At 69.7% G+C, this 17,990-nt stretch carries 14 protein-coding genes; 7 read left to right on the forward strand and 7 right to left on the reverse strand.

The window, feature by feature from the left end:
• Window positions 1-18: 18 nt before the first annotated feature.
• From ACZ5KV_RS07120 to ACZ5KV_RS07145, 6 genes are all read right to left on the reverse strand, one after another.
• Window positions 19-1,182, reverse strand: coding sequence for a pyridoxal phosphate-dependent aminotransferase (locus ACZ5KV_RS07120; protein ID WP_464241646.1), 1,164 nt, complete (start codon window positions 1,180-1,182; stop codon window positions 19-21).
• A 120-nt stretch (window positions 1,183-1,302) separates the two neighbouring features.
• Entirely contained in the window at window positions 1,303-2,697 is a 1,395-nt protein-coding gene (locus ACZ5KV_RS07125) for an FAD-binding oxidoreductase (protein WP_464241647.1), read from the reverse strand.
• Window positions 2,698-2,734: 37 nt separating this feature from the next.
• The gene (locus tag ACZ5KV_RS07130) at window positions 2,735-3,430 is read right to left on the reverse strand and encodes an amino acid ABC transporter permease (RefSeq protein WP_464241648.1); all 696 of its coding nucleotides are present in this window, start codon (window positions 3,428-3,430) and stop codon (window positions 2,735-2,737) included.
• Between the two features lie 2 nt (window positions 3,431-3,432).
• Window positions 3,433-4,209: an amino acid ABC transporter ATP-binding protein gene (locus ACZ5KV_RS07135; RefSeq protein ID WP_464241649.1), complete on the reverse strand. Its 777-nt coding sequence runs from the start codon at window positions 4,207-4,209 to the stop codon at window positions 3,433-3,435.
• A complete protein-coding gene (locus ACZ5KV_RS07140) occupies window positions 4,206-4,892 on the reverse strand; it encodes an amino acid ABC transporter permease (RefSeq protein ID WP_464241650.1) in 687 nt (228 codons plus the stop codon). Before ACZ5KV_RS07140 ends, ACZ5KV_RS07135 begins: the two co-directional genes overlap by 4 nt.
• A gap of 101 nt (window positions 4,893-4,993) precedes the next feature.
• The gene (locus ACZ5KV_RS07145) at window positions 4,994-5,746 is read right to left on the reverse strand and encodes an ABC transporter substrate-binding protein (protein ID WP_464241651.1); all 753 of its coding nucleotides are present in this window, start codon (window positions 5,744-5,746) and stop codon (window positions 4,994-4,996) included.
• A 343-nt stretch (window positions 5,747-6,089) separates the two neighbouring features.
• Here ACZ5KV_RS07145 and ACZ5KV_RS07150 point away from each other — a divergent pair, with 343 nt between their 5' ends.
• The gene (locus ACZ5KV_RS07150; RefSeq protein WP_464241652.1) at window positions 6,090-6,872 is read left to right on the forward strand and encodes a substrate-binding periplasmic protein; all 783 of its coding nucleotides are present in this window, start codon (window positions 6,090-6,092) and stop codon (window positions 6,870-6,872) included.
• A 1-nt stretch (window position 6,873) separates the two neighbouring features.
• On the opposite strand, the gene ACZ5KV_RS07155 is transcribed toward ACZ5KV_RS07150, so the two are convergent.
• Window positions 6,874-9,297, reverse strand: coding sequence for a putative bifunctional diguanylate cyclase/phosphodiesterase (locus ACZ5KV_RS07155; protein ID WP_464241653.1), 2,424 nt, complete (start codon window positions 9,295-9,297; stop codon window positions 6,874-6,876).
• 320 nt (window positions 9,298-9,617) lie between these two features.
• Between ACZ5KV_RS07155 and ACZ5KV_RS07160 the strand changes: the two genes are divergently transcribed.
• From ACZ5KV_RS07160 to ACZ5KV_RS07185, 6 genes are all read left to right on the forward strand, one after another.
• Window positions 9,618-10,601 carry an AAA family ATPase gene (locus tag ACZ5KV_RS07160; RefSeq protein WP_464241654.1) on the forward strand — a complete coding sequence of 328 codons (984 nt, stop codon included), beginning with the start codon at window positions 9,618-9,620 and terminating at the stop codon, window positions 10,599-10,601.
• A gap of 4 nt (window positions 10,602-10,605) precedes the next feature.
• A complete protein-coding gene (locus ACZ5KV_RS07165) occupies window positions 10,606-11,937 on the forward strand; it encodes a vWA domain-containing protein (protein ID WP_464241655.1) in 1,332 nt (443 codons plus the stop codon).
• Entirely contained in the window at window positions 11,934-12,395 is a 462-nt protein-coding gene (locus ACZ5KV_RS07170; RefSeq protein WP_464241656.1) for a hypothetical protein, read from the forward strand. Before ACZ5KV_RS07165 ends, ACZ5KV_RS07170 begins: the two co-directional genes overlap by 4 nt.
• 331 nt (window positions 12,396-12,726) lie before the next feature.
• Window positions 12,727-13,707, forward strand: a complete 981-nt coding sequence (locus ACZ5KV_RS07175) for an AraC family transcriptional regulator (RefSeq protein WP_464241657.1) — start codon at window positions 12,727-12,729, stop codon at window positions 13,705-13,707.
• Between the two features lie 249 nt (window positions 13,708-13,956).
• A complete protein-coding gene (locus ACZ5KV_RS07180) occupies window positions 13,957-16,272 on the forward strand; it encodes a methyl-accepting chemotaxis protein (protein ID WP_464241658.1) in 2,316 nt (771 codons plus the stop codon).
• Between the two features lie 385 nt (window positions 16,273-16,657).
• Window positions 16,658-17,929 (forward strand): sigma 54-interacting transcriptional regulator, encoded by a 1,272-nt coding sequence (locus ACZ5KV_RS07185; RefSeq protein ID WP_464241659.1) that lies wholly within the window; start codon window positions 16,658-16,660, stop codon window positions 17,927-17,929.
• Window positions 17,930-17,990: the final 61 nt, after the last annotated feature.

A 17,990-nucleotide genomic window follows, 5' to 3' on the forward strand; every position in this document is an offset into this window, starting at 1 on the left:
GAGTCCCGGAGCCCGGATCTAGGCCAGCACCCAACGTGAAAAACGGTCAAAAGCTTCCTCGAGTTCCGGCTCCGCCGCCCCGTAGGACAGGCGCAGATGCCCCTCGCCGCCGAGCCCGAAGGTCGAGCCCGGGATGGTAATCACCCGCGCCTCGCGGATAAGCCGCTCGGCCACCTGCCGCGAGGGCTCGCCGGTCCGGAGCATCCGGGCCATGACGTAGAACGCCCCGGCCGGGCGCACGTACTCCACGGCCCCGGACAGCGCGTCCAGCCGGGCGCAGGCCAGCTCGCGGCGCGCCGCCAGCGCCTCGCGCATGGCCGTGAACACCTCCTGCGGGCCCAGAAGCGACGCCAGGGCCGCATGCTGGGCCACCGTGGGCGCGCAGATGGCCGTGCAGTCGTGGACCTTGAGCATCTGGGCCATGATCGGCGCGTCGGCCCAGGCATAGCCCACCCGCCAGCCCGTCAGGGCAAAGCGCTTGGAAAAGCTGTTCACCAGCACGCAGCGCCCGGCCAGCTCCGGCAGCGCGGCCACGCTCGGCGGCATCGGCCCATCGTACACCAAAGCGTCGTAGGTTTCATCCGTTATCACGTATAAATTATGCCGCACGGCCACGGCGGCCAGGCCGCGCAACTCCCGTTCCCCGAAAACCGCCCCCGTGGGGTTGCACGGGTTGCTGAACAGGATCGCCCGGGTGCGCGGCGTCACCGCCGCCTCCAGGGCCGCCACGTCCAGCCCCCAGCCCGGCCCGGCGGGCACCGGAACCGGCACCCCGCCCGCGAGCAGCACCTGCTCCACGTGCGAGGCATAGGCGGGCGAGGGCATGAGCACCTCGTCGCCCTCCTCCACCAGCGAGAGCACTGCGCACAAAAGCGCTTCCATGGCGCCCACGGTGATGGCGACCTCGGCGCGCGGGTCCACGCGCAGGCCCTTTTCACGCGTGAGCAGCTCGGCCACCGCCTCGCGCAGGGCGGGCATGCCCGGTTGCAGCGAATACTTGCCCGCCGCGTGGTCCTCGCGCAGCGCCCGGCAGACCGCGTCCGTCACGTGCTCCGGCGTGGCAAAGGACGGCACCCCCTGCCCCAGGGACACGCACCCGCCGACCTCGGCGGCGATCATCGGCATCAGCTTGGTCTCCGAAATGCGAATCCGCCCCACCCGGCGGCTGAACGACATACCCATGATCATGACCTCGCTTGCGGTTGACGTTGCTGTCCGGCGGAGACGGGGAAGACCCGTTTCGCGCCGAAAAAGGAGAGGGGCCTCCTCCCGCCTCTTCGCGCACTCCCCGCGCCCGCGTCGCTACGCGAACACCTTGCCGGGGTTGAGGATCAGCCCGGGGTCGAAGGTGTCCTTGAGGGCGCGTTGCAGGGCCATGGAGGCCGGGGGCAGTTCCAGGGGCAGGAAGCGCTGCTTGGCCCGGCCGATGCCGTGCTCGCCGCTCATGGTGCCGCCCATGGCGACCACGAGGCGCAGCAGCTCGGTGATGCAGGCCTCCACGGCGTCTTCCACGCCCAGGGGGGCCGAAATGTTGATGTGGATGTTGCCGTCGCCCGCATGGCCGAAGGCGTAGATGGTCAACCCGTGGCGCTGCTCCAGGCCGGGCAGCACCTCGACGAAGGCCGCGATGCGCGCCAGGGGCAGCACCACGTCTTCGGGCACATAAATGGGGGCGGCGTCGTGAATACGCAGGGAAACCTGGCGACGGACGTTCCACAGCGCGGCGCGGCGCTCCTCGTCGGGGGCGGGAATCTGGTGCAGGGCGCCCTGGGCGGCGCACACGGCGGCCACGCGCTCCATGTCCTGCCCGGCGGCCTCGGCCGAACCGTCGGTTTCGAGCAGCAGCAGGGCCGCGCCCGGGGGCGGCGGCGGGTTCAGGGGCAGCATGTCGCCCACCAGGGCCAGGCACCGGCTGTCCAGGAACTCCACGGCGCTGGGGGTGACCCCGGCGGCCATGACGGCGGCCACGGTGTTCATGGCCGCGCCCAGGGAGGGGAAAACGGCCACCCGGGCGCGGGTGGCCTCGGGCAGGGGCACCAGCCGCAGCCACAGGCGGGTGATGACGCCCAGAGTGCCTTCGGAGCCCACCAGGAGCTGGGCCAGATCATAGCCGACCACGCCCTTGCGGGTGGCGACCCCGGCGGTGACGATCTCCCCCGAGGGCAGCACGACCTCCAGGCCCAGGACGTAGTGGCGGGTGACGCCGTATTTGACGCAGGCCGGGCCGCCCGCGTTGGTGGCGGCGGTGCCGCCCAGGGTGGCGGTGTCCAGGCTGGCGGGGTCCGGCGGGTAGAACATGCCCTGTTCTGCGGCGGCGCGGCGCAGCTCGGCCACGACGACCCCGGGCTCGACCACGGCCAGGAGGTTGGCGGGGTCCACGGCAAGGATGCGGTTCATGCCCGAAAGATCGAGCACCACGCCGCCGTGCACGGCCAGGGCCCCGGCGGCCAGCCCGGTGCCCGCGCCGCGCGGGGTCACGGCGAAGCGCAACCCGGCGGCCAGCCGCAGCAGGTCGGCCACCTGCCGGGCCGAGACGGCGCGGACCACGGCCTCGGGACGGTGGACCTCGGTGGAGGCGTCGCGCGAGGCGGCGTCCAGGGTGTCGGCGTCGGTGGACACGGCGTCCGGGCCCAGGGCGGCCCGCAGCCGCTCAATGGTCTCGGCAGTCAGGGGAACGTAGGGGGCGGGGGCGGTCATGGCGCGGCCTCGTGGGGTCGGCCCGGCGGGCCGGGCGCTAGTCGCGCGGGCGCTCGAAGCCGGGGATGCTCATACGGTCTTCCAGCCAGCGCAGCAGCCACACGGCCAGAGTCACCAACAGCAGGTAGTACACGGCCACGGTGGCGTAGGCCTCGATGGGCCGGAAGGTGGACTTGGCGATGCTGCGCGCGGTGCCGGTGAGTTCGTTGACGGTGATGATGGACGCCAGGGAGGAGTACTTGATGAGGTAGACGACCTCGTTGCCGCAGCCGGGCAGGGCGCGGCGCACGGCCTGGGGCAGCACGACGTGCAGCACGGTCTGCATCGGGTTCATGCCCAGGGCCCGGGCGGCCTTGATCTGCCCGGCGCGGATGGAGAGCAGCCCGCCGCGGATGTACTCCGACTGGTAGGCCGCGCTGCACAAGGCGAAACCGAGGATGGAGGCCTGCATGGCGTCCAGGACGATGGCGAAGCCGCCGACGCGGATGTACGGCAGGGCGAAATACCAGAAGTAAAGCTGCACCACCAGGGGCGTGCCCCGGAACAGGGAGACGTAGGCGTCGGCCACGCGGCGCACGGGGCGCGGCCCGTAGACGCGCAGCACGCCGGTGACGATGCCGAGCAGGGCGCCGTACAGGGCCGAGGGCACGATGAGCCGGGCGCTGGTCAGCAGCGCCGCGTTCAGCCCGGGCATGACCCGCTCGGAGGCGAAAAGCCAGTAGTCCTCAAACATGGCTAGACGGGCTCCCCCGTAAGCTCGTTGATCTTGGCGCAGAAGGCCTTGGTGCGGGTGCAGGCGCCGGGGGCCAGCAGGGCGGCGGGCGAGTCGTGCTCGATGATGGCGCCCTGCTCCATGAACACGAACTCCGAGGCCAGGGCGGCGGAGAAGGTGATCTGGTGCGTGGCCATGATCATGGTCATCCCGGCGGTGGCGAGGTCCTTGACCACGGCCAGCACCTCGCCGATGAGCTCGGGGTCCAGCGCGCTGGTGGGTTCGTCGAGCAGCAGGACCTTGGGGTCCATGGCCAGGGCCCGGGCGATGGACACGCGCTGCTTCTGCCCGCCGGAAAGCTGGGCCGGATACAGCCCGGCCTTGGCCGCCAGGCCCACGCGGTCCAGTTCGGCCATGGCGCGGTCGGTGGCGTCCTTGCGCGACATGCCGCGGACCTTGATCAGGGCGATGCGCACGTTGCCCAGGGCGCTCAGGTGGTCGAACAGATTGAAATCCTGAAAAATCATGCCCACCTGCTGGCGGTAGGCGTACAGTTCGCGCTTCTTGTGGCCGAGGATCTCCGTCCCGTCGAGCCAGATGCGCCCGGAGTCGGGCGGGATCAGGAAATTCATGCATTGCAGCAGGGTGGACTTGCCGCCGCCCGAGGGGCCGATGAGCACCTTGAGCTCGCCCTTGCGCAGGGTCAGGGTGGCGTCCCGCAGCACGTGGTTGGTGCCGAAGCTCTTGTTGAGCTTCTCCACACGCAGGATTTCCGGATTCGGGCTCGTGACGCTGCTCATGACATGGAACCTTCCTGTGAATAACCCTTGATGCGCACGCGGCGTTCCAGGCCGCGCAGCAGGCGCAGCCCGATCCAGGTCAGGATGAAGAAGAGCACCCCGGCGAACAGGGCCATGGCCACGGGCTCGTGGGTCCGCCCGGCCACGGAACGGGTGCGGGCCATGATTTCCTGGACGCTGATGGCCATGACCAGGGCCGAATCCTTGAGCAGGATGGAAAACTCGTTGGACCAGCCGGGGATGGACAGGCGCAGGGCCTGGGGCAGGATGATGCCGACGATGGCTTGGCGGTCGCGCATGCCCAGGGCGCGGGCGGCCTTGAGCTGACCGGCGGGCAGGGACTGGATGGCCCCCCGGAATATCTGCGACTGGTAGGCCGCGCTGGTCAGCCCCAGGACGACGATCCCGGCCCAGAAGGCGCTGTCCAGCCCCAGGTGGGGCAGGATGCCGAAATAGAAGAGGAAAATGAGCACCAGGATGGGCACGCCGCGAAAGAACCAGACGTAGAGACCGACCAGCCGCCGGGCCAGGGTCCGGCCGTAGACCTGGAACACCGCCAGGGGCACGCCCAGGGCGAAGCCCACGGCCAGGGCCCCGACGATGAGGCCCACGGTGACCCAGACCCCGCCCAGCATGTAGGGCAGGGAGTCGATGATGGCGCGAAAGGCTTTCTCGAAATTCATTGTGCCGCCTTGAGGGGGGAGCCGGACAATGCGAACCGCCCGGACGGGTTCGGGATACCCGAACCCGTCCGGGCGGTCAAATGGCTCCGGTCAGGCCGGGGCTAGTGGACTTCCCACTTGGCCTTCAGCTCTTCCCAGTAGGGGTCGGCCATGAGCAGCTTGAGGCCCTCGTTGAGGGTCTTCAGCAGCTCGGCGTCGTCCTTGCGCACGGCGTAGGCGTAGTCCTCGGGGGCGGCGTCGAAGGTGCCGCCGACCTTGTAGTCGGTGCCCTTCATGACTTCATAGGCGATGGAGCTGTCCATGCCCGAGCCGTCGATGCGCTTGAGGGGCAGGTCCTGCATGGAGAGGTCGGTGGAGTCGTACTGCACCAGCTCGAACTTGTAGCCGTCCTTCTTGGACAGCTCCTCGAGCAGCCCGGCGGTGACGGTGCCGCGCTGGACGCCGAGCTTGGCGCCGGAGGTGAGCATCTCGTCCAGGGTGCGGGTTTCGTCCGCGCGCACGACGAGCACCTGGGTCACGGAGTAGTAGGGGATGGTGAAGTTGACGATCTTGGCGCGCTCGGCGGTGGCGCTCATGCCCGAGGCGATGAAGTCGATCTTGCCCGCGTTCAGGGCGGGGATGATGCCGTCCCAGTCGGTGGGCTGGTGGGTGACCTTGAAGCCCATCTTGGCGGCGATCCAGTTCACGGCTTCCACGTCGAAACCGGCGGGTTTGCCGTCCTTGTCCACGAAACCGAACGGCGGGAAGCCGAAGTCGATGCCGTTGACGAACACCTTGTCCGACGCCACGGCGCCGCCGGCCAGCATGAGGCTGACCAGCACGGCGGCGGCAAACGCAACGAGTTTCCTACCCATGACCTCACTCCTTCTTTAGGAAATAACGTGACCGCACCCGCCCGGGGCGGCGGTCCGCCCGGGCGACCAATCGATAATCCAGCCGAAACCACCGGATAGCAGACCCCCGCGCCCTGGGCAAGAACAAAGCGCTCGCCCGCGCGCGGGCCCGCCCGGGCCGGGGCGCGACCGGCCTGCCGGGCCCGGCGAACCGCCGCGTTTCCCCGGGGCCCGGCGCCGGGTGCCGTCGGGTCCGCACATCCTTGCGGGTGCAATGCGAAACACCGCCTGTGGATCGCTTTCCTTTCTGAAATCACTGTGGTACTGTTGATAGATTGTCGCCACGCTCCGGGAAGGAGGCCCCATGTTCCATCCGCCTCGCGTCTTGCCGTCGACCTGCGCGCTGTTGCTGGCCTGCGCGCTTGCGGTGTCGCTGCCCCAGGCGCGGGCGCAACAGGCTGAAGGGCCCGATGAAGCCGAAAGGCTCGTTTATCTCACCGAGCAGTATTATCCTTACAACTACAGGGAAGGCGACGCGGTACACGGCCTGTCCGTGGAACTGCTGCGTCTGGTCTGGGAGCGCATGGGCATGCCCGCGCAGCCCATCCTGGTCCAGCCCTGGGCGCGGGTGTACGCGGCGGCCCTGGAGCGGCCGGGCACGGCGGTCTTCGGCATGGCCCGCACCCCGGAGCGCGAAGGGCTGTTCAAGTGGGCCTGCCCCATCGACACGGTGCGCTTCGTCCTGTTCTCCCGCGCGGCGGACAAGGCGCACACCCTGTCCTCGGGCGACCTGGGGTCGCTGGTCGTCGGCACGGTGCGCGGCGACGTGGCCGAGGCCGCCCTGCGCGCGCTGGGCCGTCCGGTGCGCATCGAAGCCGTGGCCGACATGGAGTTGAACCTGCGCAAGCTCGACGCGGGCCGCCTGGATCTGGTGGCCTACGAGGAGCGCGGCATGCGCCGCCTGCTGGAGCGCCTGGGCCGCGACCCCGGGGCCTATGCCCCGGTCATGGTTCTGCGCGAGACGGACATCTGCTACGCCTTTCACCGCGACACGCCCGACGCGCTGGTGGCGCGCTTCCAGCGGGCGCTGGACGCCGTGCGCAACGAGCCGGAATACACGCGGCTGATCCGACGTTTTTTGGACTAGCTCAGGAGGGGCAGGACGGGGCGCCGCCCCCGGGGAAGCGCCGGGGCAGGCCGCAGGCGAACCCGGCGGCGCCTTCGGCGTCCAGGGGCCGGGAATAATAGTAGCCCTGGAAGTACTCGCAGCGCAGTTCCTCCAGGGCCTGCTGGTGCCACTGGCGCTCCACGCCCTCGGCGATGACCTCCAGCCCCAGGGAATGGGCCAGGTTGATGATCGCCCGCACGATTTCGCGGTTCTCCATGGACTCCTCCATGCCGCGCACGAAGGACAGGTCGATCTTCAGGGTGTCCAGGGGCAGACGCTGCAGGTAGCTCATGGACGAATAGCCCGTGCCGAAGTCGTCCACGCTGATGCGCACGCCGCGCGCGCGCAGGGCCGAGAGCTTGTCGATGGCCATCTCGGCGTTCTGCATGATGGCCGTCTCGGTGATTTCCAGCTTCAGGCGGTCCGGCGGCAGGCCGGTTTCGTCCAGCACGTCGAGCACGCGCGAGACCAGGTCGGCCTGGGCGAACTGGCGGCCCGACACGTTGACGGACAGCAGCACCTCGCGCCCGCCCGGCACGGTCTGGCGCCACAGGGCGAAGGTCCGGCAGGCCTCGCGCAGCACCCACAGCCCCAGGGCGGCGATCTGCCCCGAGTCCTCGGCCACGGGGATGAAATCGCCCGGGGGCAGCAGCCCGCGCTCGGGGTGGCGCCAGCGCACCAGGGCCTCCAGGGCGTAGAGCCGCGCCGCGCCGTTCAGGCTGACGATGGGCTGGTATTCCAGGAACAGTTCGCCCTCGCGCATGGCGCGTTCCATGTCGTTTTCCAGGGTCAGGCGCAGGGCGGCCCGGTCGAGCATCCCGGGGGTGAAAACCTTGAAGCGGTCGCGGCCGGACTCCTTGGAGCGGTGCATGGCCACGTTGGCGCGCTGGATGAGGTCCTCGGCGCCCTGGCCGCCGCCGGGGCCGAAGGCGATGCCGATGCTGGCCGAGACGCGCACCTCGTGGCCGTCGCAGGCAAAGGGCATGCGCAGGCTCTGGCGGATGCGCTTGACCACGCGCATGGCCGTGCGCAGCGACTCCAGCTCTTCCAGCAGCACGATGAACTCGTCGCCGCCGAAGCGCGACACGGTGTCCAGGTCGCGCACGCACTCGCGCAGGCGGCGGGCGACCTCCATGAGCAGCCGGTCGCCGAAGCGGTGGCCCAGGCAGTCGTTGATGACCTTGAAGCGGTCCAGGTCCACGAACAGCACGCAGAACAGGTACTGCTCGCGGCGCTTGCCGCGCTCCATGGCGCGCCAGATGCGGTCCATGCACAAAACGCGGTTGGCCAGCCCGGTCAGCGGATCGTGCAGGGCCTGATGGCGCAGTTCGTCCTCCATCTTCTTGCGCAGGGTGATGTCCACCAGCGAGCCTTCGATATGGCTGACGCGGCCCTCGGCGTCGCGGATGAGCTGGGCCGAAAGGCTGGCCCAGAGGGGCGAGCCGTCGCGGCGCAGCATCTGGACCTCCAAGGCCGCAACCCGGCCCTGGGCGCGCAACTGGGCCAGCAGGGCCAAGCGGTCCTCGGGGTCGCGCCAGGTCAGGACGGCCCCGGGGCTGGCCAGCATCGCCTCGGGCGAGGCATAGCCGAGGATGCGCGCCAGGGAGGGGTTCGCGCTCAGGCACAGCCCGTCCTCGGTGGTCTGGAAAACGCCCTCGATGGCGTTCTCGAAGATGGAATGGTATTTCCGCTCGGCGTGGCGCAATTCCAGGTTCACGCGGTGCAGCTCGGCCTCGCGCTGGGCCACGGCCTCGCTCATGGCCCCGAAGTGCGCGGCGATCTCCTCCAGCTCGGCGTGCTCCACCTCCGGCGCGCCCCGGTAGTCGCCCCGGGCCACCCGCCGCGCCCCCTGGACCAGACGTTCCAACGGCTTGCGCAGATAGACGCGCAGCAAAACCCCCGTGCCCGCCAGCACCACGCACATGGTCACCAGCAGGCCCGCGAGCAGGCCGCGCAGCAGGGCGTCCATGCCCCGGGTGTGCGCGCCCAGGCTGTAGGAGATTTCGGCGCGGCCGATGCCCAGGCCGTTGTGGCGCACTTCGCGCGAACTGATCACGGTGGCCCCGCCGTGGCCCTTGGCCTGCTCGAAGAGCACGCGGCCCTGGGTGTCCACGATGCGCACGGCCTCCACGGCCTCGTTCTGGGCGAAGGCCTGGCCGATGAGGCGCACCCCGGCGATGTCCAGGTTCCACAGGGGCAGGGAGAGCACCTCGGCGGCCTTGGCCGCGGCCTCGTCGGCCTGGGCTTCCAGGGCCCGCAGCGAATCCCGGGCCTGCCAGTTGTAGATGTACAGCGCCAGGACCAGGGCCGCCAGCAGCATGCCCAGGGCCAGCGACACCGTCAGGTCGCGCGAGATGGACCTGCGCGGGAACACGGCGGGACGGCGGCGGGGCTGGGCGTGCATGCTGGCGCGGGCCTCCGGAGGAAGAAGTGGCCGCTCCTGCGCCGCGGAGCGGGTGGCAATCAATTCTACCCCGCCCGGGGTGAAAAAACAACGTGCCGGATCCACTGCGGGCCGATGCCCGCCGGAGCCCGGAAGACGGCGCGCGACGGCCATTCCCCCTCCCCGCGCCCCCCCCCGGCCCGCCGCCCCCGCACGCACCCCTTTCCCCCCGGCCCCGCCCTGCGCGGGACCGTCAGGGTGCCGCGTCCGCCATGGCCTTTATTGACTTTGAATTTCAATATCACTATGGTGCCCCAAACGATTCCGGAGGTCCCACAGCCATGAAACCATCCGCCATAGCCCAGGCGTTGCAGACCCTGCTGGCCATCCGCCAGCCCGCGTTCCTGTGGGGGCCGCCCGGGGTGGGCAAAAGCCAGGTGGTGGCCCAGGTCGCCGCCGCCCACGGCCTGGAGCTGACCGACGTGCGCGCCGTGCTCCTGGACCCCGTGGACCTGCGCGGCATCCCGCGCTTCGACGACGCGGGGGCCACGGTCTGGTGTCCGCCCGCCTTCCTGCCGCGCCGGGGCCGGGGCATCCTGTTCCTGGATGAACTCAACGCCGCCCCGCCGCTGGTGCAGGCCGCCTGCTACCAGCTCATCCTCGACCGCCGCCTGGGCGAATACCAACTGCCCGAGGGCTGGACGGTGCTGGCCGCGGGCAACCGCGAGTCCGACCGCGCCGTGACCCACCGCATGCCCTCGGCCCTGGCCAACCGCATGGTCCACCTGGACTTCGAGCCCGACCTGGACGACTGGCTGGCCTGGGCCGAGGCCGAGGGCATCGACGCGCGCGTGCGGGCCTTTCTGCGCTTCCGGCCCAGGCTGCTGCACGCCTTCGACCCCCGCGCCGAGGACAAGGCCTTCCCCTCGCCGCGTTCCTGGGCCTTTGCCTCGCGCATCCTCGCGGCGGCCCCGGGCCCAGGCGCCGCCCCCGGCCTGCTGCGCGGCGCCGTGGGCCCCGGCGCCGCCGCCGAGCTGCTGGGGTTCCTGGACATCTGTGAGCGCATGCCCGACGCCGACGCCCTGCTGGCCGACCCCGAGGGCGTCCACCTGCCCGACGATCCCGCCGTGATCTGCGCCATGTGCGAATCCGTGGCCCGCAAGGCCAGCGACGAAACCATGCCCGGGCTGGCCGTGCTGGCCTCGCGGCTGCCGGTGGAATTCGGCGTGCTGCTCATGCGCGACGCCGCCGCCGTGCGGCCCTCGGTGGTGGAGACCGAGGCCTTCCGCGGCTGGGCCTGCGCCAACAGCGACGTGCTGGTGTAGCCCCGTGGACGCCCAGGCCCGCCAGCGGCTGGTCAAGGCCCGCGCCGAGCTGGTCATGGACCACCCCTTTTTCGCCCACCTCGCCCTGCGGCTGGACCTGCGCGAAGACCCGGGCTGCGCCTCGGCATGGTCCGACGGGCGCGTGCTGGGCTACAATCCGGCCTACGTGCGCGCCCTGACTCCGGACATGGCCAAGGGCCTGCTCTGCCACGAGGTGCTGCACCTGGCCTGCGGGCACCACCTGCACCGGGGCCTGCGCGAGCCCGGGCTGTGGAACGCGGCCTGCGACTACGCCATCAACCCCGTGCTGCTGGAGGCCGGGCTGACCCTGCCCCCGGGCTTCCTGGACGACCCGGCCCACCACGGCCGGGGCGCCGACGCCATCTACGCCGCCCTGGCCGCGCGCCACGACCAGACCAAGGCCGGAGCCCTGGGCGGCAAGGCCCAGGCCGCGCCGACCCCGGCCGACCCCGACGGTGCGGGCTCGCCCGGGCGGCAGAGCCGGGGCGCGGGCCAGGGCGGAGGCGGCGCGGACCAGACGCCCGACCCGGCCGAAAACGGCCCCCAGGCCGCCGGAGGCGGCCAAGGCGGCCCGGACCCCGCCGACCCCGGCCAGGGCGGCGACCCGGGCATGAGCGGCGAGGTGCGCGACGCCCCCGGGCCGCCCCCCGGCGAGGCCGACGGCGGCGACGCCATGGAGCGCGAGCGCGAGTCGTGGCGCACGGCCCTGGCCCAGGCCCTGCACAAGGCCCGCCAGTGCGGCGAACTGCCCGGCGGGCTGGAGCGGCTGCTGGGCGAGGCCCGGGGCCGGACCCTGGGCTGGCGCGAGCTGCTGCGCCGCTTCCTGGACGGCACGGCGCGCAGCGACTTTTCCTGGGTGCGACCCAACCGGCGCCTGCTGCACGCCGGGCTCTACCTGCCCGGGCTGGACAGCCGCGAGCTGGACGGGCTGGCCGTGGCCGTGGACGTGTCGGGCAGCATCCTCCAGGCCGAGCTGGACGCCTTCGCCGCCGAACTCGGCGCCGTGCTGGAGGAGTTCGACACCACCCTGACCCTGCTGACCTGCGACGCGGCCCTGACCCGCCAGGAGCGCCTGGGCCGCGCCGACCTGCCCCTGGAGTTCGCGGCGCGCGGCGGCGGCGGCACGGACTTCCGCCCGCCCTTCGAACGCCTGCGCGACGACGGGGCCCGGCCCTGCTGCCTGATCTACTTCACCGACCTGGAATGCGCGCGCTTCCCGGAGGAGCCGGACTACCCCGTGCTGTGGGTCACGCCCAACGCGGGGCACACGCCGCCGCCCTTCGGCGAGGTGCTGCTCATGGAGGCCGCCCAATGAACATGACCTGGAAGATCACCAAGAAACGCGGTAATTTCCGTCCCGTGCTGCACTACACCCTGACGCTTACGGAGTATGAACGCGGCCTGGCCCTGCCCGCCGTGCGCATCCAAAGCCCCATCCCCAAGCCGCCCGACGCGGGCTGGGCCCACTGCTGGCCCGGGCAGAACGAGCGCGGCGATTGGCGACCCGCGGAATTCCACCTGCTCATGACCCCCTCGCACAAGACCGGCGAAGCCAGCGAGGCCCTGAAGCTGCCCTGGCGCGCGGACAACGCCTACCCCGAGGTCGAACAGGCCTTCGCCATGTTGCGCGACGCCTTCGAGGCCGCCCTGGCCCAGGCCGTGGACAGCGCGCCCATGGACCAGTCGGGCAGCCTGGAGACTTCCGAGGCCGCCCGGCGGCACATCGCCCCGGCCCTGGCCGCCCAGCGCCTGCTGCGCGCCGTGCGGTCCTGATTCCCGCCCCGGCTTTCCCGCCGGAACTCCCGCCTTTCGCCGCGCCGCCGCGCGTGGCATCCTCGCCGCCCGGGTACCATTGGCCCGGGCGGCGAAATTTTTCCCGTATATTCAGATAGACCATTCGTATTCGACGCATCCTTTTCGCTATACGGCGAGACATGGACCCTCTTTTGCCCCTAGAAAAACTCCAACATTGATTCCCCTCTGTTCCCTCTGGCAGAAAGCCCCTCCGAGGAGCCCGAGCCTCCGTACATGACATTACTGGTTGCATGCTCGCGTACATACATTGCAGATGAAATCCACCAAATAGCGTGATAAAAGAAGCGTCATGCAACAAAGGCCGCTCTCTTCATTCAACGAAATCGATACGAACGATATTGAGACCATCCATGACGTTCTTTTGCGTATATACGGTGGAATAAGTGCCGAAGTGGAGAAAAGGGCACATCTCCACGCAGTATATAATTGCATCGACCTTGACTGCGCCGCCATTCATTATGGGGAGATAAACACGGGGTTCGTCCTGTGCGCGGGCCCCTTGTGGCACATGCCCATCCTGCACCTGCCCCTGGAGGGCAACCTGACCATCCAGGACCGGGACATGCGCTTTGTCTGCGCTCCGCACACCAGCGGGGCCATGCTGAACTTTCCCCACCCCGTGACCATCAGCCAGACCCGGGGCCACAAGGCCCTGCGCCTGTGCATCCGCCGCCACGCCCTGGAGGACGCCCTGACCCGCATGCTCGGCGCGCCGCCTAGGGCGCCCCTGAGCTTCCTGCCCGTGGTGGACCTGGCCGCCCCGGGGCCGCGCCACCTGGCCGCCCTGCTCCTGAACCTGGTGGACCTCTTCGACCGCGAACCCGTCGCCCTGACCCAGCGCTTGCTGGCCGCGCGCTATGGCGACCTGCTGCTCACCGCCGCCCTGACCTGCCTGCCCCACAACCACCTGGGCCTGCTGGACACCGACCGCCAGCCCAATGTGCCGAAGGTGGTGCGCATCGCCGAGGAGTACCTGGAGGCCAATGCGGACAAACCCCTGCGCATGGACGACCTGGCCCGGGTCGTCGGCATGGGCACCCGCTCCATCCAGCTCGCCTTCCGGCGCCACCGGGGCTACTCGCCCTCGCACTTCCTGCGCGAATGCCGCCTGATCCGCGCCCGGCACATGCTGGCCCAGGCCGCTCCGGGCACCACCGTCCTGGCCGTGGCCCTGAACTGCGGCTTCGGCTCCCAAAGTCATTTCACTCTTTGCTACCGCAAACGTTTCGGCGAACCCCCCTTCGAAACCATCCGCAAAAGCTTCCCTTGAACAAGCCGCGCCAAAACATTTCTCTGTTTTGTTTCAATTAAGCCCCTTCCTTTTCGTCTGCGTTGCAGATTTTTCGCTTTCACGAAAGACGCTGTCCCCGAAAGTCGCCATGCTCTGTTCTCCTGACCAGTGGTCCCGACACAGGATTCCACTCGGCGGATTCGTGTACGCTTTAAAAAAAATTCGGTCCCGCATAAAAAGCGAAAGCGTATACAGACCACCATCTGCAATTCATCTTCCGGGGGCGGCATGTTCAAAAAAAATCTGGGTACCGTTCTCATCGCGGCAGTGGCTGTGGCCGTGATCCTGGCCGTGACGGGCATCATCCTCTACGTCACGCAGTCCACCTATTCCCTGGCCCTGAACCAGCAACGCCAAGCCATGACCCAGGCCACCGGCACGGCCCTGTCCGCCCTGGACATGTACATGGGCAACGTCACGGGCATGGCCACGACCCTGGCCGAGCGCCGCGTGGTGCGCGAGGCTCTGGACGGGGACATGACCCACGTGGGGGAGGAACTGCGCCGCTACCTGAACGAGGCCAAGAGCCTCTGGGGCGTGCTGGTCTTCGACGGCACGGGCAGGATCGTGGCCGGGCTGTCGGCGGACGGCGAGGACCTCGCGGGCAAGAGCAGGGCCGAGCGCGACTACGTGCGGGCCATCCTCTCCGGGCAGGACCTCTTCGTGCCCCGGCAACTCCTCGAGGTGGAAAACAAGGGTGCCAAGACCCTGGTCTTCTCCGTGGCCAAGGCCGTGCGCTCCGAGCAGGGCCAGACCCTGGGCGGCGTCTGCCTGATGCCCCGCTGGGAGGACTTCAGCGCGACTTTCATCGATCCCCCGCGCTTCGGCGAGCGCGGCTACGGCTTCATGCTCGACTCCGAAGGCCGGATCATCGCCCACGCCGTGAACAAAGACCTCCTGCTCAAGCCGCAGTCGGGCGAGAGCTTCGTGCGCGAGGCCCTGCAAACCAAACAGGGCGACTTCTTCTACGACTGGAACGGCGAAGGGAAGTACATGGTGGTGGACACGGACCCTGAAACCGGGTGGATGGTCTGCATGAGCGCCTACGTCGCGGAGCTGACCGCCACGGCCACCCTGCAGCGCAACGTGCTGCTGGGCATCGGCGGAGGCGCCGTGCTGGCCCTGGTGCTGCTCATCGGCGTGGTCGTCAGCCGCCTGCTGGTGCGCCCCCTGCGGCGCATCGAGGGTTTCACCGCCGCCATCGCCGCCGGCGACTTCGGCGCCGACCTGGGCACGGGCTACCACTTCGAGATGAAAAGCCTGGCCACCAACATCGGGGCCATGGTCCTGGAGCTCAAGCAGAAGCTCGGCTTCTCCCAGGGCGTGCTGGACGGCTTCGTGCTGCCCTGCGCCGTGTTCGACATGGACAACAAGGCGACCTTCGTCAACACGCACATGATGCGCGCCCTGGACCGCGAGGGCGACCCCCGGGCCCACCTGGGCCAGACCTCGGGCCGTTTCTTCTACGACAACGACACCCGCGAGACCCTCTCGCTGCGTGCGCTGCGCGAGAAGCGCGCCCTGGACGAAGAGGTGCCCTACACCACCTTCAAGGGCGTGCGGAAGATCTTCGACGTGACCAGCACGCCCATCAACGACCTGGACGGCAACCTGCTGGGCGTGCTGGCCGTCTGGTTCGAGCTGACGGAAATCCGCGAGCAGCAGGCGCGCATCGAGGCCCAGAACGAAAAGATCGCCCAGGCCGCCTCGGCGGCCAACACCGTCTCCGACCAGGTGGCCTCGGCCGCCGAGGAGCTGTCGGCCCAGATCGAGCAGTCCAGCCGGGGCTCCGAGGAGCAGCGCAACCGCACCGGCGAAGCCGCCACGGCCATGGAGGAGATGAACGCCACGGTCATCGAGGTGGCCAAGAGCGCCAGCACCGCCGCCGAACTGGCCGACCAGGCCAACTCCAAGGCCCGCGAGGGCGAGTCCCTGGTGGACGAGGTGGTGACGACCATCACCCAGGTCAACGCCCGGGCCGAGGAGCTCAAGGCCGACATGACCGAGCTCGGCAAGCAGGCCGAAGGCATCGGCCAGATCATGAACGTCATCGCCGACATCGCCGACCAGACCAACCTGCTGGCGCTGAACGCCGCCATCGAGGCCGCGCGGGCGGGCGACGCGGGCCGGGGCTTCGCCGTGGTCGCCGACGAGGTGCGCAAGCTGGCCGAGAAGACCATGAACGCCACCAACGAGGTCGGCGCCTACATCCGCGCCGTGCAGGACAGCGCGCGCAAGAACATCCGCGGCACGGAATCCACCACCGAGGCCATCACCGCGAGCACGCACACCGCGGGCCGCTCCGGCGAGGCCCTGCGTGAAATCGTGCGCATGGTCGAGCAGACCGCCGACCAGGTGCGCGGCATCGCCACGGCCAGCGAGGAGCAGTCCGCCGCCAGCGACGAGATCAGCCGCACCACCGAGGAGATCAACAACATCGCCCGCGAGACGGCCGAGGCCATGAACCAGTCGGCCCAGGCCGTTTCCGACCTCGCGCGTCTGGCCCAGGAACTCAAGAGCATCATCAACGCGATGCAGAACTGAGCCTGGCGCCTCGCCCGGCACGGCGGGGGGCGAACCGGGAGCGTTCCCCCGCCGGCCGGGCTTTACCGCCCGCGCCCTGCGGCGCCTTGCGCCGCCCGACGCATGCCCGCCGGAAAAGCCGCCCGCGGCCGCCCTTTCCGGCGCCGACCAGGAACCACGGCGCGGCCCCGGCGCACGGCCCCAGGACTCCGATGCCCGCCCACCCCTGGGGCGCAAGGCGGAATCCTTGCCGCCCTCCGGCAATCTTGACCGTGACAACCGCTCGGAATGAAGGTATATTATCCAAAATATATGCCTGTCTGGGCATCTGGATCGTCGGCTTGTGCCGGAAAGCCGAGGACAGAACACGTCGGCCCATGGCCCAATGGCGCACGCGTGAGGGGGCATGGAAGAACATTCCAGCAAGGGCGCCGGGAAATCCGGCGCGGCGACGGTCCTGTCGGCTTCGGCGCAGGAGGCCTTCGGCGTCATGGTCGATGTCTGCGAGCGTCTGGCCTGGGGCGAAACCGCCCAGGCCGAACGCCTGTTCGCCCTGACCAGGACCGACGAAGTGCCCGCTCCCGTGGCCACACTGGCCGAGGCCTTCGGGCTCATGCTCGTCAAGGTCGAGGCCCGCGACCTGCACCGCGAGGAACTCCTCGAACAACTCCGCCGCCAGAACCGCGAACTGGAACGCGCCTACCGCCGCCTGGGCGAGGAGCGCAACACCCTGGTGCGCTCGCTGTGCGGGGCCTACGAGCCCGCCCAGTTCGTGGGCCAGTGCCCGCCCATGCAAAAGGCCATGGACATGGCCATCTCCATCGCCCGCCACTCCATCAACGTGCTCATCCTCGGGCCCACGGGCGCGGGCAAGGAAGTCTTCGCCAAGATCCTGCACTACAATTCCCCGCGCAGCAGCGGGCCCTTCGTGGCCCTGAACTGCTCCGCCGTGCCCGAATCCCTCTTCGAGAGCGAGGTCTTCGGCATCGAAAGCGGCGTGGCCACCGGGGTCCACAAGCGCGAGGGCCTGCTGCGCCAGGCCCACGGCGGCACCCTGTTCCTGGACGAAATCGCCGACATGAGCCTGGCCCACCAGGCCAAGTTCCTGCGCGTGCTCGAAGCGCGCGAGGTCGTGCCCGTGGGCGGCTCCAAACCCGTGCCCGTGGACGTGCGCATCGTCTGCGCCACCAACCGCGACCTGGAACGCGCCGTGGCCGACGGCAATTTCCGCGAGGACCTGTTCTACCGCGTCCACTCCGTGGTCCTGAACCTGCCGCCCCTGGCCGAGCGCGGGGAGGACATCCTCATCCTGGCCCGACGCTTTCTGGCCGAGCACACCGACAAACCCCTGGGCCCCGGCGCCGAGCAGGCCCTGCTGCACTACGACTGGCCTGGCAACGTGCGCGAACTGCGCAACGAGATGGAGCGCGCCGCCGTGCTGACCTTCGGCCCCCAGGTGGAGGAGAGCGACCTCTCGCCCCGGGTGCGCGGCCTGGGGCGCGGCCCCGGCGACGGCCCGGCCAGCCTGCGCCTGGACGACAACGAACGCCGCCTGATCCACAAGGCTCTGGAGCGCGCCGAAGGCAACAAGACCCGCGCCGCCGAGCTGCTGGGCATCACCCGCGAGGGCCTGCGCAAGAAGCTGCTGCGCCACGGCGCGGAGGACGCGGAAGCATAACGGGCGCCAACAATTCTGGCGCCGGTGCCAACACCGGCCACAACCAGCCCCGAGAGCTTTA

Source organism: Desulfocurvus thunnarius (genome assembly GCF_055390965.1).